This window comes from Streptomyces sp. NPDC058864, from assembly GCF_042742985.1.
Classification (GTDB): Bacteria; Actinomycetota; Actinomycetes; order Streptomycetales; family Streptomycetaceae; genus Actinacidiphila.
This window is the reverse complement of record NZ_JBHYMQ010000072.1, coordinates 24,292-43,910: the sequence shown is the minus strand read 5'-3', so window position 1 is coordinate 43,910 and position 19,619 is coordinate 24,292. Positions and strand designations below refer to the sequence as shown.

Annotated in this window: 18 protein-coding genes and 1 pseudogene; 9 read left to right on the top strand and 10 right to left on the bottom strand. The window is 73.9% G+C overall.

From position 1 onward, the window contains the following. Positions 1–187: pseudogene (locus tag ACFW3D_RS35110) on the top strand (Hsp70 family protein); the annotation flags it as partial. Positions 188–227: 40 nt separating this feature from the next. Here the strand turns inward: ACFW3D_RS35110 and ACFW3D_RS35105 are convergent. Together ACFW3D_RS35105 and ACFW3D_RS35100 are read right to left on the bottom strand one after the other, a co-directional pair. Beyond that, positions 228–764 carry a DUF6328 family protein gene (locus tag ACFW3D_RS35105; RefSeq protein ID WP_500511428.1) on the bottom strand — a complete coding sequence of 179 codons (537 nt, stop codon included), beginning with the start codon at positions 762–764 and terminating at the stop codon, positions 228–230. Between the two features lie 129 nt (positions 765–893). After that, the gene (locus ACFW3D_RS35100; RefSeq protein ID WP_500511426.1) at positions 894–1,157 is read right to left on the bottom strand and encodes a GlsB/YeaQ/YmgE family stress response membrane protein; all 264 of its coding nucleotides are present in this window, start codon (positions 1,155–1,157) and stop codon (positions 894–896) included. Between the two features lie 171 nt (positions 1,158–1,328). On the opposite strand from ACFW3D_RS35100, the gene ACFW3D_RS35095 reads away from it, so the two are divergent. Next, positions 1,329–2,156: a DUF1206 domain-containing protein gene (locus ACFW3D_RS35095; RefSeq protein ID WP_500511424.1), complete on the top strand. Its 828-nt coding sequence runs from the start codon at positions 1,329–1,331 to the stop codon at positions 2,154–2,156. Positions 2,157–2,175: 19 nt separating this feature from the next. Here the strand turns inward: ACFW3D_RS35095 and ACFW3D_RS35090 are convergent, their stop codons facing one another. From ACFW3D_RS35090 to ACFW3D_RS35075, 4 genes are all read right to left on the bottom strand, one after another. Then, positions 2,176–2,613, bottom strand: a complete 438-nt coding sequence (locus tag ACFW3D_RS35090; protein ID WP_500511432.1) for a response regulator — start codon at positions 2,611–2,613, stop codon at positions 2,176–2,178. 2 nt (positions 2,614–2,615) lie between these two features. After that, positions 2,616–4,229 (bottom strand): sensor histidine kinase, encoded by a 1,614-nt coding sequence (locus ACFW3D_RS35085; protein WP_500511421.1) that lies wholly within the window; start codon positions 4,227–4,229, stop codon positions 2,616–2,618. Then, positions 4,226–5,443: a PP2C family protein-serine/threonine phosphatase gene (locus ACFW3D_RS35080; protein ID WP_500511419.1), complete on the bottom strand. Its 1,218-nt coding sequence runs from the start codon at positions 5,441–5,443 to the stop codon at positions 4,226–4,228. The genes ACFW3D_RS35085 and ACFW3D_RS35080 overlap by 4 nt, the downstream gene beginning before the upstream one ends. 209 nt (positions 5,444–5,652) lie before the next feature. Further along, entirely contained in the window at positions 5,653–6,147 is a 495-nt protein-coding gene (locus tag ACFW3D_RS35075) for a MarR family winged helix-turn-helix transcriptional regulator (RefSeq protein ID WP_500511417.1), read from the bottom strand. Between the two features lie 136 nt (positions 6,148–6,283). Between ACFW3D_RS35075 and ACFW3D_RS35070 the strand changes: the two genes are divergently transcribed. The 5 genes from ACFW3D_RS35070 (at position 6,284) to ACFW3D_RS35050 (ending at position 11,768) form a co-directional block, all read left to right on the top strand. Continuing rightward, positions 6,284–7,441, top strand: a complete 1,158-nt coding sequence (locus tag ACFW3D_RS35070; protein ID WP_500511415.1) for a PP2C family protein-serine/threonine phosphatase — start codon at positions 6,284–6,286, stop codon at positions 7,439–7,441. Between the two features lie 230 nt (positions 7,442–7,671). Further along, complete coding sequence (locus tag ACFW3D_RS35065; protein ID WP_500511413.1) at positions 7,672–9,264, top strand: PP2C family protein-serine/threonine phosphatase; 1,593 nt, start codon at positions 7,672–7,674, stop codon at positions 9,262–9,264. Beyond that, the gene (locus tag ACFW3D_RS35060; protein WP_500511411.1) at positions 9,261–10,358 is read left to right on the top strand and encodes a cobalamin B12-binding domain-containing protein; all 1,098 of its coding nucleotides are present in this window, start codon (positions 9,261–9,263) and stop codon (positions 10,356–10,358) included. The genes ACFW3D_RS35065 and ACFW3D_RS35060 overlap by 4 nt, the downstream gene beginning before the upstream one ends. Further along, positions 10,355–10,729, top strand: coding sequence for an STAS domain-containing protein (locus ACFW3D_RS35055; protein ID WP_500511409.1), 375 nt, complete (start codon positions 10,355–10,357; stop codon positions 10,727–10,729). The genes ACFW3D_RS35060 and ACFW3D_RS35055 overlap by 4 nt, the downstream gene beginning before the upstream one ends. Before the next feature lie 262 nt (positions 10,730–10,991). Further along, entirely contained in the window at positions 10,992–11,768 is a 777-nt protein-coding gene (locus ACFW3D_RS35050; protein WP_500511407.1) for a MerR family transcriptional regulator, read from the top strand. Between the two features lie 54 nt (positions 11,769–11,822). On the opposite strand, the gene ACFW3D_RS35045 is transcribed toward ACFW3D_RS35050, so the two are convergent. From ACFW3D_RS35045 to ACFW3D_RS35030, 4 genes are all read right to left on the bottom strand, one after another. Beyond that, positions 11,823–14,006 carry a 3-hydroxyacyl-CoA dehydrogenase NAD-binding domain-containing protein gene (locus ACFW3D_RS35045; protein ID WP_500511405.1) on the bottom strand — a complete coding sequence of 728 codons (2,184 nt, stop codon included), beginning with the start codon at positions 14,004–14,006 and terminating at the stop codon, positions 11,823–11,825. A 55-nt stretch (positions 14,007–14,061) separates the two neighbouring features. Beyond that, positions 14,062–15,276, bottom strand: coding sequence for an acetyl-CoA C-acetyltransferase (locus ACFW3D_RS35040; protein ID WP_500511403.1), 1,215 nt, complete (start codon positions 15,274–15,276; stop codon positions 14,062–14,064). Positions 15,277–15,345: 69 nt separating this feature from the next. Further along, positions 15,346–16,488, bottom strand: a complete 1,143-nt coding sequence (locus ACFW3D_RS35035; protein ID WP_500511401.1) for an acyl-CoA dehydrogenase family protein — start codon at positions 16,486–16,488, stop codon at positions 15,346–15,348. 30 nt (positions 16,489–16,518) lie between these two features. After that, positions 16,519–17,718 carry a CaiB/BaiF CoA transferase family protein gene (locus tag ACFW3D_RS35030; RefSeq protein ID WP_500511399.1) on the bottom strand — a complete coding sequence of 400 codons (1,200 nt, stop codon included), beginning with the start codon at positions 17,716–17,718 and terminating at the stop codon, positions 16,519–16,521. A gap of 140 nt (positions 17,719–17,858) precedes the next feature. Between ACFW3D_RS35030 and ACFW3D_RS35025 the strand changes: the two genes are divergently transcribed. Together ACFW3D_RS35025 and ACFW3D_RS35020 are read left to right on the top strand one after the other, a co-directional pair. Beyond that, the gene (locus ACFW3D_RS35025) at positions 17,859–18,764 is read left to right on the top strand and encodes an amidohydrolase family protein (protein ID WP_500511397.1); all 906 of its coding nucleotides are present in this window, start codon (positions 17,859–17,861) and stop codon (positions 18,762–18,764) included. Then, entirely contained in the window at positions 18,761–19,315 is a 555-nt protein-coding gene (locus ACFW3D_RS35020; RefSeq protein WP_500511395.1) for a GNAT family N-acetyltransferase, read from the top strand. The genes ACFW3D_RS35025 and ACFW3D_RS35020 overlap by 4 nt, the downstream gene beginning before the upstream one ends. Positions 19,316–19,619: the final 304 nt, after the last annotated feature.

The following is a 19,619-nucleotide window of genomic DNA, read 5'->3' as shown; positions in this document are numbered from 1 at the left end:
CCGCACAATTAGCTCCATCAAGCGTCACATGGGTTCCAATCATAAGGAGAAGATTGAAGACAAAGAGTATTCTCCACAAGAAATCTCCGCAATGATTCTGCAAAAGCTGAAGGCTGATGCGGAAGCATATTTGGGTCAGACAGTAACCCAAGCTGTTATCACTGTACCAGCTTATTTCAATGACAGTTTCCCGGCCACCGCCTTCGCGTCGCGGCCCGCGCCGCGGGTCAGTCGCCCGTGTGGCGGTACCGGGCCCAGAGCGGCAGCCCGTACCAGCAGACCAGGTACCAGACCAGGACGGCGAGGACGAGCCACGGCACATAGGCGTCGTGGGTGGCGGCGCGCAGCACCAGCAGCAGGGCCGAGGTCATCGTCGCCAGCAGCAGCACGAGCCCGACGAAGGTGAGCCGGGAGGCCCAGCGCACGGCCTGCGGCTTGATGCGGCGGCCCGAGACGATCCGGTGGAAGGAGACCGGGCCGATCAGCGCCCCGGTCGCGCAGGCGCCGAGCACCACCGTGACGATGTAGATCGTGTGGTCGGTCGTCCCGAGCCGCTGGTAGTGCGGGGTGAAGACGACGGTCAGCAGGAAGCCGAAGAGGATCTGCACGCCCGTCTGGGCGACCCGCACCTCCTGGATGAGCTCGCCCCACTTCCGGTCGGCGCGCTCGTCCTCGGTCTCGTCGCGCCCGTCCGCCGGGCCGGTCCGTCCGTCCGCGTCGTCACTGGACACGGCACCCTCCCACTGCTCGATCGTGCACCTCATGGCTGACTTACCATCGGCCGCCCCGTCGCGCGCGGCGTGCCCCCGGCACGACGAGGACGGCGACCGGCACGGTCGCCGTCCCGCACGCGGTCCGGCCGTCCCCGAACAGGGGCGGCCGGACCGGGGTGCTCACCGCCGCGACCGGCTCCGCGACAGCAGGCTCACTCCGACGGCCGCGAGGCCGATCTGTATCAGCCACTCGATCCAGTCGACGCCGTCGGTGTCGGCGACGCCGAACCCCTGGGCGATCGCGCTGCCGATGAAGGCCGCCACGATGCCGACGACGATCGTCCACAGCACCCCGATCGGCTGCCGACCCGGCGCCACCAGACGCCCCAGCACACCGATGATCAGACCGATCACGATGGCACTGATGATGCTCGAGATCTCCATCTCCACCTCAACCCCAACCTCGTCCGGCCGCCCGGCCGGAAGTGTGTTCGCACCACGCGGATACCCCCGGCCGGGGACTCCACGCAGCCGCGTGCCGCCGTGCGCCGGGTGTGTTCCGGCCGCGACGGGGCACCCGGGGGACCGGAAGGCAATCGGGGCAGGGAGGCAGGAGTGGGGACGAGGGTGGATACGGGCGCGGTACGGCCCGGGACGCAGGGGAGAAAGGCGATCCGCGCCGGGGCGCGGGCGGGTCTGGCGGCACGTGGGGTCATCTACGCCCTGCTCGGGGTGCTCGCGCTGCAGGTCGCCTTCGACGGGTCCTCGGAACAGGCCGACCGGGGCGGCGCGGTCGCCCGGCTCGCGGCGCAGCCCTTCGGCGGGTTCCTGGTCTGGGCCCTGGCGGTGGGGTTCGCCGGGATGACGCTGTGGCGGTTGTCGGAGGCGGCGTTCGGTGCGGCGGGACCGGACGGGGACAAGGCCGGCAAGCGCCTGATGTCCGCGGCTCGGGCGGTGTTCTACGCCTTCGTGACGTACTCCGTGGTGACCTTCGCGGTGGACGGCTCGTCCGCGGGCGGTTCGAGCGACAAGGCATCCAAGGACGTCACCGCGCGCGCCCTGGACTGGCCCATGGGCCGCTGGCTGGTGGGCGCGGCGGGGCTGGCGCTCGCGGGAGCCGGGGTGTGGATCGCGGTGCGGGCCCTGCTGCGCCGCTTCCGCAAGCACCTGCGGACCGGCGCGATGTCGGCGCGGACCCGCCGGGTGGTCGACTTCCTCGGGGTGGCCGGAGGGGCCAGCCGGGGCGTGGTGTTCGCCGCCGCGGGCTGCTTCGTCGTCGTCGCGGCGGTGCGTTTCGACCCGGACCGGGCGAAGGGACTGGACGACACGCTGCGGACGTTCCAGGACACCCCCGCCGGGCCGTGGCTGCTGGCGGTGATCGCGGCGGGACTGGCCCTGTTCGGGGTGTTCTCCTGGGCGATGGCCCGTTGGCGGAGGGTCTGAGCCGCGCCGGGCGCCCGGATCAGCGGCCCGGCAGCTTCACCACCGTCACGAAGAAGTCGTCGATCTGCCGGACCACGTCGATGAAGCGGTCGAAGTCGACCGGCTTGGTCACGTACGCGTTGGCGTGCAGCTTGTAGCTGCGCAGGATGTCCTCCTCCGCCTCCGAGGTGGTGAGGACGACGACCGGGATGGTGCACAGGTCGGCGTCGGCCTTGATCGCGGCGAGCACCTGACGGCCGTCGAAGCGCGGCAGGTTGAGGTCGAGGAGGATCAGCCCGGGGCGCGGTGCGCCGGCGTGGTCCCCACGCCGGTGGAGGAAGTCGAGGGCCTCCTCGCCGTCCCGTACGACGTGCAGGACGTTGCGGACCTTGTTCTCCTGGAACGCCTCGCGGGTCATCAGCTCGTCGCCGGGGTCGTCCTCGACGAGCAGCACGATGATCGGTTCCGGTTCCTGCAGGTTCACTCGGACCCTTCCTCCGGTGCGGGTTCCCGCACGGCGGCCGCCGGCAGGGTGAAGCTGATGCGGGTGCCCTCGGGCCGCCCGGGGTCGAGCCGGATCCGGCCGCCGTGGTACTCGACGATCTTCTTGCACAGCGCGAGCCCGATGCCCGTGCCGCCGTAGCTGTCCCGGCTGTGCAGGCGCTGGAAGATGACGAAGATCTTGTCGGCGAACTCCGCGGGCACGCCGATTCCGTTGTCGGTGACCGAGAAGCGCAGCATGCCGTCGCCGTCCGAGCGCCCGGGCCCGTCCGGCGCCACCGGCCCGTCCAGGGTGATGGTCACCCGCGGCGGACGGTGCTCCGCGCGGAACTTGACCGCGTTGCCGACCAGGTTCTGCCAGAGCATGGTCAGCAGGGTCGGGTCGCCCACGGTGGCGGGCAGCACGGGCGGGCGCTCGACCACGGCGCCCGACTCCTCGATCGCGACGGACAGGTTGCCCAGTGCGCGGTCCAGCGGCTCGTCGAGCGCGACCGGGACGCTGGCGTCACCCAGCCGCCCGACCCGGGAGAAGGTCAGCAGGTCGTTGATGAGCACCTGCATGCGCTTGGCGCCGTCGACGGCGAAGGCGATGTACTGGGTGCCGCGTTCGTCGAGGCTGCCGCCGTAGCGCTTCTCCAGCAGCTGGCAGAAGGACGCGACCTTGCGCAGCGGTTCCTGCAGGTCGTGGGAGGCGACGTAGGCGAACTGCTCCAGCTCCGCGTTGGAGCGGCGCAGTTCCTCGGCCTGCAGCTCGCGCAGCTCCCCCTCGTGGCGCAGCTGTTCCTCCTTGCGCCGCGACTCCCCCAGTTCGGTGACGATGCGCAGCCGCATCCCCTCCACCGCGGCGCCCACGGCGTGCAGGTCCGCGGGGCCGTGGGACGGGATGCGGCGGTCGTACTCGCCGCCCGACACGTCCTGCACGGCTTCGCGGAGCCGGTTCAGCGGGCGGACGACCATCAGCCGCACCAGGACGGCGAGCGCGACCGCGGTGAGGAAGAAGGCCACCACCATGAACCCGAAGACCCGGTCGCGCAGGGTACGGGCGTCCGCCAGCTGCCGCGTGCCCGCCGCGCGTTCGGCGTCCAGCCGGCGGGCCTGCGTCCCGGACAGGGCCCGGACCCGGTCGAAGGCCTCCTTGCCCCGGCGGGTGGTGGCCGCGTCGGGGGTGGCGGCGCCGAGGGCCTCGGTGCGGTCGACGACCTGCCGGGCGTACCGCCGCCGCCAGTCGGCGGCGGCCTGCCGCAGCGCCTCCAGGTCGCGTACGAGCTCGGGGTGGCCGTCCAGCAGGGTGCGCATGCGGCGCGCGGCGTCCTCCTCGACGGCCCGGCCGCGGGTGTAGGGCGCCAGGAAGTCCGGGTCCCCGGTGATGGCGTAGCCGCGGACCCCGGTCTCCTGGTCCACCAGGGCGGTCTGCAACCGGTAGGCCTCCACCCGCGCGGGCGAGACCCGGTCGATGAGGTGGTCCGAGACCTGCGCCGTGCGCCGCAGCTGGGTGAGGCCGACGCCCGCGGCCACGGTCATGAACACCCCCAGAGCGGCGAGGACCAGCACGATCCAGCCCTGGACGGTCAGCCGTGCGCGGGCGCCCGTCACGGCGAGGCGCTCCAGGTGAGGTGGACCACGGCCAGGTCGTCGTCCAGGCCGCCGTGGTCGGCGGCCAGCGCCTCGGCGCGCGCGATCAGGGTGTCGACGAACTCCGAGGCGGGCAGCGTGGCGTGCTGCCTGGCCAGGGCGAGCAGGCCCTCCTCACCGAGCCGTCCCTGGTCGGTGCGGCCCTCGAACAGGCCGTCCGTGAAGAGCATCAGCGACTGGCCGGGGCGCAGTTCGAGCCGGCCCTCGGGCCACTCCCCCGCGCCGGGCACCACGCCCAGGGCGGGCCCGCGGGGCGGCTCGGTGTACTCGACGGTGCCGTCCGGGGTCAGGTTGAGCAGTCCGTGGTGGCCCGCGCGCCACACGCGTGCGGTACGGCGGTCGGGGGCGAGGGTGAGGATGGTGGCGGTGGCGAAGATCTCGGGGGCGGCGCGTTCGGCCACCAGCACCTGCTCCAGCAGGGCGAGTTGCCGGGCGCCCTCGACTCCGGTCAGCACCAGGGTGCGCCAGGCGATGCGCAGTCCGACGCCGAGCGCGGCCTCGTCGGGCCCGTGCCCGGACACGTCCCCGATGAGGGTGTGGACGACGCCCTCATCGGTCTCCACGACGTCGTAGAAGTCGCCGCCGAGCAGGGAGTCGGCCCGGCCGGGTCGGTAACGGGGCGTGACGGTGACGTCCTTGGTGCGCAGCATGGGCAGCGGGAGCAGTCCGCGCTCCAGGCGCGCGTTCTCCTGGGCCCGCATCTGGCTGGCCCGCAGGGCGACGGCCGCGCGTTCGGCCTGCTTGCGTTCGACCGCGTAGCGCAGCGCGCGGCCGAGGAGTTCGCCCTCGACGCGTCCCTTGACCAGGTAGTCCTGGGCACCGGCGGAGAGCGCGGCCAGGCCGGTCCGTTCCTCGGCGAGACCGGTGAGCACGACGACGGCGGCGCGGTCGGTGAGCGACAGGGCGTGACCGAGGACGTCGAGGCCCTGGCCGTCGGGCAGGTGCAGGTCCAGCAGGACGCAGTCGGCGGGGCGCGCGGCCAGTTCGGTGCCGGCCTCGGCCAGCGTGCGCACCCAGCGCAGTTCGACGGGCACCCCGCTGTCGGCGACCAGTTCCTCCACGAGCAGCGCGTCCCCCGCGTCGTCCTCGACGAGGAGGACCGAGAGCCGGCCGCGCCGGCCGTCGCCCTGTCTGGGGATGACACCCTCGGGGGGCGTCAGCGTGTTGCCTTCCACATCGTCTCCCCACACCTGCGGTGCCCCGGGTGGGGCGATGGGATCGTACGCGAACGGCACCCTGGCCGGGTGCCCTTTGGGACAGTGCCGATCATCCTTGATCATTGCCGTTTGGCAACAGTAGTCGAACGCAACAATTGCACGAACGGCGACCCGTCGGCCAACCGCCCCCCGGCGCCGGATGCGCGCCGGCGAGCACGGCCGGACGGCTACGCGGTGTTACTGCGGTCCCCCGGGAGCGGCCGTACGGCACCGAGCCCCGTCGTCTCGGCGGCGGAACGGAACGCGGTCAGCCCCTCCAGCAACGCGCGCCGGGCCCGTTCGGGCATCGCCGCCACGACCGTCGCCAGTTCCTGCTCGCGGCGTTCCCGCAGCTGGGCGAGGAAGGCGGCACCGCGCGGCGTGAGCCACAGGCACACCTCCCGGCGCGAGGTGGGGCTGGTGTCCCGGGTCAGGTACCCCACCGCCTGCAGCCGGTCGCAGAGCCGGCTCACCGCGGGCGGCCCGGCGCCCAGGGCGTCGCACAGCGTCCGCAGGTTGATCCCCTCGTTGCCCTCCAGCGCGAACAGCACGCGCAGCTGCGAGGGCGGCACGGGAGGGTCGCCCGCGTCACGGCCGCGGCCCCACAGCACCTCGAGCGCCTCGACCACGGACGACGCCGCGGCCACGGCGGCGTCCCGCTGCGATCCGGCGGTTGCGGGCAAGTGAACCTCCTCACGGCGTGCCGCCGGCGGGACACCGCCGGCGAGCGGGTAGACGAAGACAGGACAGGGCGCGCCACACGACGCGCCACCACGCTAACCGACCCGCCCACGCACCCAGAAGGACCGTCGCACCCCGGTGAACCGACACGCCCCGCTCGCCGCCGAACGCGCCCTGCGCGCGGCACCCCCGCACGCCCTGCCCGCCATCCTCGAGGACGTCCTGCGCACCCACTGCGCGGCCCGCTCCGTGGAGATCCTGCTCGCCGACTACGGCCTGGCGGTGCTCCAGCCGGTCTCCGCACCCGAGCCCGCGGAGGCCGCCGTACCCCTCGCGGGAACACCCGAGGGCCGGGCCTTCGGCGCCCAGGAACCGTTCACCGAGCCGGCGGGGGACGGCGGCGTGCGCGTCCACCTGCCGGTGAGCGTGCGCGGCGACCGGATCGGCGTGCTCAGCGTGGCCCTCCCCGGTGAACCCGCCGCGGAGGAGGTGCGCGAGCTCGCGGAGGTCGCCGAGATCCTCGGCCACCACCTCCTCGTCGCCGACCGGGACACCGACCGCTACCTGCGCGCCCGCCGCCGGGACCGGCTCACCCTCGCCGCGGAGGTGCAGTGGGAGCTGCTGCCCGGACGGGCCTGCGCCCGCCCCGAGTACGCGCTCGGAGCCCAGCTGGAGCCCGCCTACGACATCCACGGCGACAACTTCGACTGGTCGGCCTCCGAGCGGGACCTCACGCTGAGCGTCACCAACGGCATGGGCCAGGGCATCGAGGCGGCCCTGCTGACCAGCCTCACCGTGAACGCGCTGCGCAACGCCCGGCGGGCCGGCGTCCCCCTCGCCGACCAGGCGATGCTCGCGGACCAGGCCGTCTACGCCCGGCACCGCGGCGATCGGTACGTCTCGGTCCTGCTGATGCGCTTCGACCTCGTGACCGGTGCGGCCGAGGTGGTCGAGGCCGGATCGCCGCGCGTGTACCGGCTGCGCGGCTCGGCGGTGGACAGGATCGAATTCGAGGCACAGTCGCCCCTGGGCATGTTCGAGGACACCCCCTACGTGCCGCAGCCCTTCGAGGTGCGTTCCGGAGACCGGCTCCTGGTGGTCAGCGACGGCGTGTACGCGACCGCCGCACCCGGCGGTGAGACCTACGGCGAACGGGCGCTGGCCCGCGCGGCCCTGGCCACCCGGCTGCTCCCGGCCGCGGACGTCCCGCGGGCGATCCTGGGCGAACTGCCGGGTCACCGCGTCCTGCCGGAGGCCGAGGACGACGCGCTGGTGGTGTGCCTCGACTGGCAGTGAACCGCTGGGAGGAGCTTGCCTGGTGACGGGCGATGGGGAAGACTCTTGCCGAAGGGCAACTGTTTGCCCAGCCAACCTTCGTCCAGGTACGAGAGGGTGACCGGAGCGAGCCCGACGGTCCCACACGGCCCCGGCCTTGCTCCTACCGCATTGTGACGTCTCTCCCGCCTCCGCGCTCATCTGTGGCTCGCGAGCAGGGGTCAGGCACCTCCGCTCGGATCGGGCAACGGGTGCTGCGCGCGCTGATCGAGTCCCTGACCGAGACCGCCGTCGTGGTGTGCGACCGCGCCGGGGTGATACGTGCCGTGAACGCCGTGATCACCTCCTGGGCGCCGCAGGTGGTGGCCGGCCGGCCGCTCGCCGGGACCGCTCCCTCGTGGCTGACGGCCGCGGACGCCTCCGGTGCGCCCGCCGCCCACGGCTGCGTGGGGAGCCGGCAGGTGACGGCACGCCGCGCCGACCTCCCGGGCGGCCACCACGCCTGGTATCTCACCGACGTGACGGACGCCCGCAGCACCGACCGCGAACTGCGGCTGGCCCACGGGCGAACGGAGTTCCTGGCCGAGGCGTCCGCCCGCCTGCTCTCCTCGCTCAACCCGCGCAAGTGCGTGGCCGCCACGGCCGAACTGGCCGCCTCCCGGCTCGCCGACGCCGCGGTGGTCATCACCCCGCCCGACCGGCGGCGGCTGCGGCTGACCCGGGCCGTCGCGGGGCGCCCCGGCGTGGAGGAGTCCTCCCTGGCCGCCGACCCCGCCGAGGTGCCGGGGCTGGCGGAGGCGCTGGCCGGGTTCCCCCCGGTGCCGTCCCGCTGGATCGATCCCGCGCGGGCGCCGCAGTGGCTGCTCCCGGAGGACTTCGGCGTCCCGGTGTCGCTGCTGGTGACCCCGCTCCCGGGCAACGGGGTCCCGGCGGGCGCGCTCGTCCTGATGCGCCGTCTCGGCGGGCCGTTCACGACCGAGGAGGAGACCTTCGCCCGGATCTTCGCCGCCCGGGCCGGCGCCGCGATCTCCGCCTCCGTCCTCTACACCGAACAGGCGCGCAGCGCCGCCGTGCTCCAGGAGGACCTGCTGCCGCCGCGGCTCAAGCCCATCAGGGGCACCGAGGTCGCGGGCTCCTACCGGCCGTCCCGCGAGACGCTGCGCATCGGCGGGGACTTCTACGACGCCTACCCGGCGGAGGAGTCCGACGGCGAGAGCACGGTGGTGCTGGGGGACGTGTGCGGCAAGGGCCTGGAGGCCGCCGTCCTCACCGGCAAGATCCGCAACACGCTCAGCGCCCTGCGGCTGGTCGAGACCGACCATGTCCGACTGCTGACGCTGCTCAACCACGCGCTGCTCAACACCGCCCACGCGCGCTTCGCCACGATGGTGCTGGCGGGCGTGACCCCGCTCGGCCACGGCCAGGTGCGGCTGCGGCTGACCGCGGGCGGGCATCCGGCGCCGCTCATCCTGCGGGCCTCCGGGGAGGTGGAGGAGGCCGACACCACCGGCACGCTGATCGGGGCCGTGCCCGACGTACGGGCCACGACCTTCACCACGGTGCTGCAGCCCGGGGAGAGCTGCCTGCTCTACTCGGACGGCGTCACCGAGGCCCGCGGCGGGGTGACGGGCCGTGAGTTCTTCGGCTCGGAGCGGCTGAAGACGACCGTGGCCGGCTGCGTCGGCATGCCGGTGGAGGCCCTCGTCGAGCACGTGGAGATGCGCACCACCGAGTGGCTCGCCGACCGTCCCCACGACGACATCGCGCTGGTCGGCGTGGCCGCCCCGCGCGGCACCCATTTGAGTGCGGTGAACGGCCACGGACCGGGCAGGTTCACTGGATGAGCACCGTGAGCACCCGGGCGGCGGCCCCCGGTCCGGCGGAGGACCGGGCCGACGCCCTGTTCGCCGCCATCGCGGGCGGGGACGAGTACGCGGCCGTGGCCGTGGTGGAGGCCGCCGTCGGCGACGGCCTGCGGCCGGAGCGGATCCTGCACGAGGTCATCGCACCCGCGCAGCGGCGGATCGGCAGGGAGTGGGCGGCCGGCCGGATCACCGTCGGCCAGGAGCACGCGGCGACCGCGATCAGCGAGCGCGCCGTCGCCGCCCTGACCGGAGCCCCGCCGGACCGGCGGGGCTCTCCCCCGGTGGGCCGCGTGGTGGTCGCCTGCGTGGACGGCGAGTGGCACACCATGCCCGCGCGGCTGGTCGCCGAGACGCTGCGGCTGCGCGGCTGGCACGTCGACTTCCTGGGCGCCCACGTCCCGGCCCAGCACCTGGTGGCGCACCTGCACACGACCGGCCCCGACGCCGTGGCGCTGAGCTCGTCGCTCACCGTACGGCTGCCCAAGGCGCACGCCACGATCACCGCGTGCCAGGCGGCGGGCGTGGCGGTGCTCGCGGGCGGCCGCGGCTTCGGGCGCGACGGCCGCTACGCGCTCCAACTCGGCGCGGACGCCTGGGCGGCGTCGGCCCCGGACGCCGCCGACCGGCTGGCCCGGGCCTGGCCGCCGCGGGTGCGGCGGCCGCACGAGACCCTCACCCACCTCGCCGACGACGAGTACACCCTGGTGGCGCGGGCCAGATCCCGGCTCGTCGCCGAGACCTTGGAGGCGCTCCCCGGGGTCCTCCCGGCGAGCCGCTCGTACACCCGGCGCCAACTCGACCACACCGCCGAGGACCTGGGCCACATCGCCGACCACCTGGCGGCGGCCCTGTACGTCGACGACGCCGAACTCTTCGGCGACTTCCTCGTCTGGACCGCGCGGATCCTCGCGGCCCGCGGCGTTCCCGCGACCGCGCTGACCGTGAGCCTGCGGCTCATGGCCACGACCCTGCGCGACTTCCCCCGGGCGCTCGCGCTCCTCGAGTCGGGCGTCTCCACGATCCGGCGAACGGAGGGGACGACCGCACCGGAGCGGCCGGCGAAGACCGCATGACGCACCCGCATCTGCCACCCCTGCACATGACGACCGACCGCTCCCGCACGGGCAGCGTCGTCCTCCACCTCTCCGGGGACCTCGACCACGAGACCGCGCCGGACCTGCTGGACGCCGTGACGGACGAACTCTCCCCCGGCGGCCCGCCCGCGGAACTGGTCCTCGACCTGTCCGGGGTCGCCGTGTGCGACTCCTCGGGCCTGTCCGCACTGATCGTCGTCCTGCGCAGGACGACGGCCGCGGGCACGGCCCTGCGGCTGACCTCGCTGCCGCCCCAGTTGCTGCGGGTCATCAAGGTCACGGGCCTCGCGCAGCACTTCGCGGGCGCGCTCGACACCGGCCCCGGCTCCCGCCGCCCCGCGGAATCCTGAGGCCCGCGGCCAACGCCCCGGCGTACGGAGGTCGAGCGCGGGTGCCGCAGCGACCTTCACGCGCCGTCGAGCACGGCGCGCGGCACGAGTTCAACGGCCTCCCGGGATCACCCCGGCAATCCGCCCGTGGATCGTGCCGACGACACGCGGGCGGAGAAGGCACCGGTCGCCCGGGCCGCGTGAGCGGCCCCCGGCTGCGCACCGTGACCGGTCATACTGGTGGCATGACCAGCGCGGCGAGGCAGAGAGCGAGATCCGGCGCATGACGCAGTCCCCCGCCCGGCAGACCGCGCCGGGGGCCGAGGAGCCGCGCCTGACGGTGGACGAGCTCGCGGCACGGTCCGGTACGACGGTCCGCACGATCCGCTTCTACAGTGCCAAGGGCCTGCTGCCGCCGCCGGAACTGGGCACCCGCCGCGTCGGTCTGTACGGGCCGGACCACCTGGCCCGGCTGGCGCTGATCGAGGAGCTGCAGCGGCAGGGGCTCACGCTGGCCGCGATCGGCCGCTACCTGGACCAGCTGCCCGCCGACATCACCCCCGAGGACCTCGCACTGCACCGGGCGCTGGTGGCGACGTGGATGCCGGACGCCGCGGAGGAACTGCCCCGGGACCGGCTCGAGCAGCGCGCGGGCCGACCGCTGAGCGGCCCCGACCTGGACCGGCTGGCGGCCATGGGCGTCCTGCACCCCACAGCGGATCCCGGTGTGCTGCTGGTGAACCCGGCGCTGCTGCACCTGGGCGTGCGCCTGCTGGACGTGCCGATCCCGCTGGAGACGCTGCTCGCCACCCGGGAGATCGTGCTGAAGCACGCGCGCGCGGTCGCCCACGAGCTGCACCGGCTCTTCCAGCAGGAGGTGTGGCAGCCGTACGTGGCGGGGCGCCCCGCGCCGGAGGACCGGGCCCGGATGCGCAGGCTCACCGACGACCTGCAGCCGATGGTCGTCCAGGCCCTGGTCACCGCCTTCCAGCGGTCGCTCGCCGAGGAGCTGCGGGCCACGGCCGCCGGGCTCGGCGACCGGGGGCGCGGCGAGGACTGACACGGCGGTGCCGCGGTCCCCCGGCGCGGGGGACCGCGGCACCGGTCGGTCGGGTCAGCCGTCGGTGAAGGTCTCGCCGCGTTCGGCCTTGCGCACCAGCAGCTCCGGTGCCGCGAAGCGCTCGCCGTAGGCGGCCCTCAGCTCCTCGGCGCGGGCGAGGAAGCCGGCCGGGCCGCCGGGGTAGCCGTTGACGTACTGCAGGACGCCGCCGGTCCAGGCGGGGAAGCCGATGCCCATGATGGAGCCGATGTTGGCGTCGGCGACGGAGGTGAGGACGTTCTCCTCGAGGCAGCGGACGGTGTCCAGGGCCTCGGCGAAGAGCATGCGCTCCTTGAGGTCCTCGAAGGGGACGGCCGCCGCCTCCGGCTTGGTGAAGTGCTCGCGCAGCCCCGGCCACAGGCCGGCCCGCTTGCCCTCCGCGTAGTCGTAGAAGCCGGCGCCGCCGCTGCGCCCGGTGCGGCCGAACTCCTCGACCATGCGGTCGATGACGGCGTCGGCCGGGTGCGGCCGCCAGCTGCCGCCGGCCTCCTCCACCGCGCGGCGCGCCTCCTCGCGGATCTTTCGTGGCAGCGTCAGCGTCAGCTCGTCCATCAGGGAGAGCACCTTGGCCGGGTAGCCTGCCTGGGCGGCGGCCTGCTCCACGGTGGCGGGGTCGACGCCCTCGCCGACCATCGCCACGCCCTCGTTGATGAAGTGCCCGATGACGCGCGAGGTGAAGAAGCCGCGCGAGTCGTTGACGACGATCGGGGTCTTGCGGATCTGCCGGACCAGGTCGAAGGCTCGGGCGACCGCCTCGTCGCCGCTGCGGGCGCCCTTGATGATCTCGACCAGCGGCATCTTGTCGACCGGCGAGAAGAAGTGCAGGCCGATGAAGTCCTCGCGGCGCTGCACGCCCTCCGCCAGGACCGTGATGGGCAGGGTGGAGGTGTTGGAGCACAGCAGGGCGTCGGGGGCGACGACGCCCTCGATCTCCTGGAATACCTTGTGCTTCAGGGCCGGGTCCTCGAAGACCGCCTCGATGACGGCGTCGCAGCCCGCCAGGTCCTGGGGGTCGGCGGTGGGGTGGATCCGGGCGAGCAACTCGTCCCGCTGCTCCGGGGTGGTGCGGCCCCTGGCCAGGGCCTTGTCGAGGAGTCCGGCGGAGTACGCCTTGCCGCGCTCGGCGGCCTCGGCGCTGACGTCCTTCAGGACGACCTCGATGCCCGCCTTGGCGCAGGAGTAGGCGATGCCCGCCCCCATCATGCCGGCGCCGAGGACGGCCACCTTGGAGACGGTCCGGGCCGGGACGTCCTTGGGGCGGCTGGCGCCGGAGTTGACGGCCTGCATGTCGAAGAAGAACGCCTGGATCATGTTCTTGGCGATCGGGCCGGTGACCAGCTCGGTGAAGTAGCGGGCCTCGATGGCGAAGGCGGTGCCGACGTCGACCTGGGCGCTCTCCACGGCGGTGGCGAGGATGTTGCGCTGCGCCGGGTAGGGCGCGCCGGCGAGCTGCTTGCGCAGGTTGGCCGGGAAGGCGGGCAGGTTGGCCGCGAACGCGGGGGTGCTGGGGGTGCCGCCGGGGATGCGGTAGCCCTTGGCGTCCCAGGGCTGTGCCGACTCGGGGTGGGCGTCGATGAAGGCGCGCGCCTTGGCGAGCATGTCGTCGTGGTCGGTGGCGACCTCGTGGACCAGCCCGTTCTCCAGTGCGCGCCGCGGGTCGTACTGGTTGCCCTGCAGCAGCACCTTCAGCAGGGCGTCGGTGATGCCGAGCAGCCGCACCGTGCGGACGACCCCGCCGCCGCCGGGGAGCAGGCCGAGGGTGGCCTCGGGCAGGCCGATCCTCGAGCCGCGCGCGTCGAGCGCGACGCGGTGGTGGCAGGCGAGCGCGATCTCGTAACCACCGCCGAGGGCAGCGCCGTTGATCGCGGCGACCACGGGCTTGCCGAGGGTCTCGATGCGGCGCAGGTCGCGCTTCATGCCCATGCCGGCCTCGAAGATCTGCGGGGCGTCCTCGGGACCCGCCTTGATCATGTCCTTGAGGTCGCCGCCGGCGAAGAAGGTCTTCTTGGCGGAGGTGACGATGACGCCGCGGACGGAGTCGCGTTCCGCCTCCAGGCGGTCGGCGACGGCCCGCAGGGATTCCCTGAAGGCCTGGTTCATGGTGTTCGCGGACTGCTTCGGGTCGTCGAGGACGAGGGTGACGACCCCGGTCTCGTCCTGTTCCCAGCGGATGGTGGTGTTCGTCGGAAGAGCGGTCATGTTCGGTCGGCTCCGTAGCGGGGTGAAGCGGGACGGGAACGATCGGCTGGGTCGGTCAGAGGCGCTCGACGACGGTGGCGATGCCCATGCCGCCGCCGACGCACAGCGTGGCGAGTCCGTACCGCTGGTCGCGGCGCTCCAGTTCGTCGACGAGGGTGCCCAGGATCATGGCGCCGGTCGCCCCGAGGGGGTGGCCGAGCGCGATGGCGCCGCCGTTGACGTTGACCTTGTCGTGGCTCAGGCCCATCTCGCGCATGAAGCGCAGGACGACGGCGGCGAAGGCCTCGTTGATCTCGACGAGGTCGATGTCGTCGACGGTCAGCCCGGCCTTGGCGAGCGCCTTGCGGCAGGCGGGGGCGGGGCCGGTGAGCATGATGGTGGGGTCCGAACCGGAGACCGCGGCGGAGACGATGCGGGCGCGCGGGGTCAGGCCGAAGCGCTCGCCGGTCTCGCGGTTGCCGATGGCGACCAGGGCGGCGCCGTCCACGATGCCGGAGGAGTTGCCCGCGTGGTGGACGTGGTCGATCCTCTCGATCCAGTGGTACTTCTGCAGCGCGACGGCGTCGAAGCCCCCCGCCTCGCCGATCGTGGCGAAGGACGGCTTGAGCCCGGCCAGGCTCTCCGCGGTGGTGCCGGGCCGGATGTGCTCGTCGCGGTCGAGGACGACCAGGCCGTTGCGGTCGAGGACGGGGACGACGGAGCGGTCGAAGCGGCCCTCCTTCCACGCCTCGACGGCGCGGGCCTGCGACTCTGCGGCGTAGGAGTCCACGTCGTGGCGGCTGAATCCCTCGATGGTTGCGATGAGGTCGGCGCCGACGCCCTGGGGCACGAAGCCCGTGGTGTAGCTGGTCATCGGGTCCATCGCCCAGGCGCCGCCGTCGGAGCCCATGGCGACGCGGGACATCGACTCGACGCCGCCGGCGAGCACCAGGTCCTCCCAGCCGGAACGGACCTTGGCGGCGGCCATGTTGACGGCCTCCAGGCCGGAGGCGCAGAAGCGGTTCTCCTGGACGCCCGCCACGGTTTCGGGCAGCCCGGCCGCGATGGCGGCGGTCTTGGCGATGTCGGAGCCCTGGTCCCCGATCGGGGTGACGACACCGAGCACGATGTCGTCGATCGCGGCCGGGTCCAGGCCCGGCAGGCGGCGGCGGAGTTCGTCGATGAGCCCGGTGACGAGGTCGATGGGCTTGGTGCCGTGCAGGGAGCCGTTGGCCTTGCCGCGCCCGCGCGGGGTGCGGATGGCCTCGTAGACGTAGGCGTCGGTGCTCAACGTCGGGTGCCTTTCGATGAGGGTGCCGGTGTGGGTGACGGGCAGGGGTGAGGGTGGGGTCGGGGTGGATCAGCCGAGCAGCGAACGGCCGATGATCTCCTTCATGATCTCCGTGGTGCCGCCGTAGATGGTCTGGATGCGCCCGTCGGTGAAGGCCCTGGCGATCGGGAACTCGCTCATGTAGCCGTAGCCTCCGTGCAGTTGCAGGCAGCGGTCGGTGACCCGCTTCTGCAGTTCCGTCGCCCACCATTTGGCCATCGACGCGTGCACCGCGTCGAGGCGGCCCGCCGAGTGCTCGCCGACACAGCGGTCGACGAAGGTGCGGGTGACGGCGCACTCGGTGGCCATCTCGGCGATCTCGAACCGTATGTGCTGGAGCCGGGCGAGCGGCCGGCCGAAGGCCTCGCGCTCCTTGACGTAGGTGGTGGTGAGGTCCAGCAGGTGCTCGGCGGCGGCCGCCGCGGCCACGGCGATGGTGAGCCGCTCCTGGGCGAGGTTGGCCATGAGGTGGAAGAAGGCCTGGTTCTCGGCGCCGAGCAGGTTCTCCTTGGGCACCCGTACGCCGTGGAAGAAGAGTTCGGCGGTGTCCTGGGCCTTCTGGCCGATCTTGTCGAGGTTGCGGCCGCGCTCGAAGCCGGGCATGCCGCGTTCCACCACGAGCAGGCTCAGCCCGCGCGCGCCGCCTTCGGGGGTGGTGCGGGCGACGACCACCACGAGGTCGGCGAGGATCCCGTTGGAGATGAAGGTCTTGGAGCCGTCGAGGACCCAGGCGTCGCCTTCGTCGGTGGCGGTGGTGCGGATGCCCTGCAGATCGGAGCCGGCGCCGGGCTCGGTCATGGCGATGGCCGTGATGGTCTCGCCGCTGCAGAACCCCGGCAGCCAGCGCCGCTTCTGCTCCTCGGTGGCGAGCCCCGTCAGGTACGGGCCGACGATGTCGTTGTGCAGGCCGAGGGCGAGCCCGTGGGCCCCGGCGCGGGCGAACTCCTCGGCCAGCACGACCGCGTGGCGGAAGTCCTCGCTGCCCCCGCCCCCGTACTCCTCGGGCACCGCGTGGCCCAGCAGGCCCTGGCGGCCGGCGGCGAGCCAGGCCGCCCGGTCCACGATGCCGGCCTTCTCCCAGCGCTCGTGGTGCGGCAGCACCTCCTTGGCGAGGAACGCCCTGACGGTCTCCCGGAACGCCTCGTGCTCGGCCGTGAAGAGGTCGCGCCGCATGCTGGTGCCTGCCTTCCGCCGGTGGCCCGGCTACGGGAGCCGGTCGCCGGCCCGCTCGACGAGGGTGGTGGTGGGCGTCGCGGCACCGGGGCCGGACGCCGGCAGGTCCCAGTCGCGGGCGACCTCCGCGGTGTGCGCGCCGGGCAGGGCGGGCGGCCGCCGCAGCGCGCCGGGGGTGGCGGAGAAGCGCGGGGCCGGGGCGGGCTGGACGATCCCGCCGGGGCCGGCGAAGGTGCCGCGGGCGGCCAGGTGGGGGTGGGCGGCGGCCTCGGTCAGCGACAGCACGGGCGACGTGCAGGCGTCGCTGCCCTCGAAGACCTCCGTCCACTCCTGGCGGGTACGGGACTTGAAGCGGGCCGCGATCACGGCGCGCAGTTCGTCCCAGCGTCCGAGGTCGCCCCGGTCCGGCGCGTCCCCGGGCAGGCCCAGCAGCCGGGCGAACTCGGCGTAGAAGGCGGGTTCCAGGGCGCCGACGGCCATCCATCCGCCGTCGGCGGTCTCGTACACGGCGTAGTAGGGGCAGCCGCCGTCCAGCAGGTTCGCGCCGCGCCGGTCCTGCCAGCCGCCGGCGGCGACCATGCCGCGGATCATCGCGCCCAGGTGGGCGACGCCGTCGACGACGGCCGCGTCGACGACCTGTCCGGTGCCGGTGGCGCGGGCGTGGTGCAGTGCGGCGAGCACCCCGGTGACCAGGTAGAGGGAGCCGCCGGCGTAGTCGCCGAGCAGGTTGGCCGGGATCGCGGGCGGTCCGTCGCCGGGACCGATCATCCCGAGGGCCCCGGCGACGGCGATGTAGCCGATGTCGTGTCCGGCGCGCGGCGCGAGCGGCCCGTCCTGGCCCCAGCCGGTCATGCGGCCGTAGACGAGGCGGGGGTTGCGGGCGTGGCACTCGGCGGGCCCGACGCCCAGGCGCTCGGCGACCCCGGGGCGGTTGCCCTCCAGCAGGACGTCGGCGCGGGCCGCGAGGTCCAGGACCAGCCGGACGCCCTCCTCGCTCTTGAGGTCGGCGACCACGGAGCGCTTGTTGCGGTTGGTGACGTCGTGCGCCGGGTCGACGCCGAGCCGGGAACCGCCGGGCCGGTCGACGCGGACGACGTCGGCGCCGAGGTCGCCGAGGAGCATGGCGGCGAACGGGGCCGGGCCGATCCCGGCCAGCTCCACCACGCGCACACCGGCGAGCGGCCCGCCCGCGGAGGACCCCTCCCCCGGTCGCGTTCGCGCCTCGGTCATCGGCGGCCTCCGGCTTCGCGACGAGCATGACAGTATTGCTGTAACACTGGCGATGCTATGGATGCGCGATGCCGTTGACAAGGGCCGCCGCCCTGCCGGGCCGCGGTTCGTGTGAGGATCACCGCCATGGAGGAGGCACAGTGGCAGAGGTGACGGACGCAGGCCCGCCGGACGACGCCGTCCGGGTGAGGGAGCTCTGGCAGGGCCTCGGCCTGCCGGGGATCGTGGACGTGCACACGCACTTCATGCCGGACCGGGTGCTGGCCAAGGTCTGGGCGTACTTCGACTCCGCCGGCCCGCTCACGGGCCGGCCGTGGCCGATCGCGTACCGCACCGACGAGGACGAGCGGGTGGCCACGCTGCGGGCGTTCGGGGTGCGCGCCTTCACCTCGATGCTCTACCCGCACAAGCCGGCGATGGCCGCCTGGCTGAACGCCTGGGCCGCGGACTTCGCCGCCCGGACGCCCGACTGCCTGCACACGGCCACCTTCTTCCCGGAGCCGGAGGCCGCCGCCTACACCCGCCGGGCGGTCGAGGCGGGCGCCCGGGTCTTCAAGTGCCACGTCCAGGTCGGGGCCTTCGACCCCAACGACCCACTGCTCGATCCCGTCTGGGGCCTGCTCGCCGAGACCGGCGTCCCGGTCGTCACCCACTGCGGGTCGGGGCCCGTCCCCGGCCGCCACACCGGTCCCGGGCCGATCGCCCGGCTGCTGGCCCGGCACCCCCGGCTGCGGCTGGTCGTCGCCCACATGGGCATGCCCGAGTACGGGGCGTTCCTGGACCTCGCCGAGCGGTACGAAGGGGTGCACCTGGACACGACGATGGCGTTCACGGACTTCAGCGAGGCCGATGCGCCCTTCCCTCCCCCGGAGCGCAAGCGGCTGGCCGACCTCGGCGAACGCGTGCTGTTCGGCAGCGACTTCCCCAACATCCCGTACGCGTACCTGCACGCCCTGCAGGCGCTGACGCGGCTGGAGCTGGGCGACGCGTGGACGCGGGGCGTGCTGCACGGCAACGCCGTCCGGCTCTTCGGGATCCCGCGGTGACGCCGCCCGTACGGCCGGGCGGGCCCGAAGCGATCACCACGCCGCGACTGGTGCTCGAACCGCTGCGGGTGGATCACGCGGAGGAGATGGCCGCCGTGCTCGCCGACCCCGGGCTCCACGAGTTCACCGGCGGCACCCCGTACGACGTGCCGGGCCTGCGCGCCCGCTACACCCGCCTGGTCGCCGGCTCCGGGGACCCCGCCGTGTCCTGGTGGAACTGGGTGGTGCGGCTGCGCGCGGAGGACCGCCTCGCGGGCACCGTGCAGGCGACGGTGGCCCGGGACACCCCGGACGGCACGGTCGCGGAGGTCGCCTGGGTGATCGGCACCGACTGGCAGGGCCGCGGCATCGCCTCCGAGGCGGCGGCCGCCCTCGTCGCCCGGCTCGCCGCGCTCCCCGTGGACCGCGTCATCGCCCACGTCCACCCCGGGCACCGGGCCTCGCGTTCCGTCGCCGCGGCCGCGGGCCTGGCCCCCACGTCCGTCGTCGTGGACGGCGAGACCCGCTGGCAGCGCGACGTCACCCCGCGATCCGACGCGACACGGGGCTGACCCGCCCGGCGGGTGCTGCCGGGCCTCGGGCGCCCCGTGCGGCACTCCGGAGGTGCGGGCGCCCACGCGCACGACGGTGACGGCGTTCGTGAGGGCGCACAGGAGGCGGGCGCGGCGCCGGGACGGCTGAGACAGCAGGGTGCCGGTCACGGCCGTGCCCGCACGCCGGTGCGCCCCGGGCGCCTCGGGCAGGCCCGTCGGGAGCGGGCGAACGGGCTCCCCGCTCACCGCCGCGGTCCGGAGCGACGACACGGGCGGGCTGCCACGCACGCCGTTGCAGCCGTCGGCCGCCGGCGTGATGAAG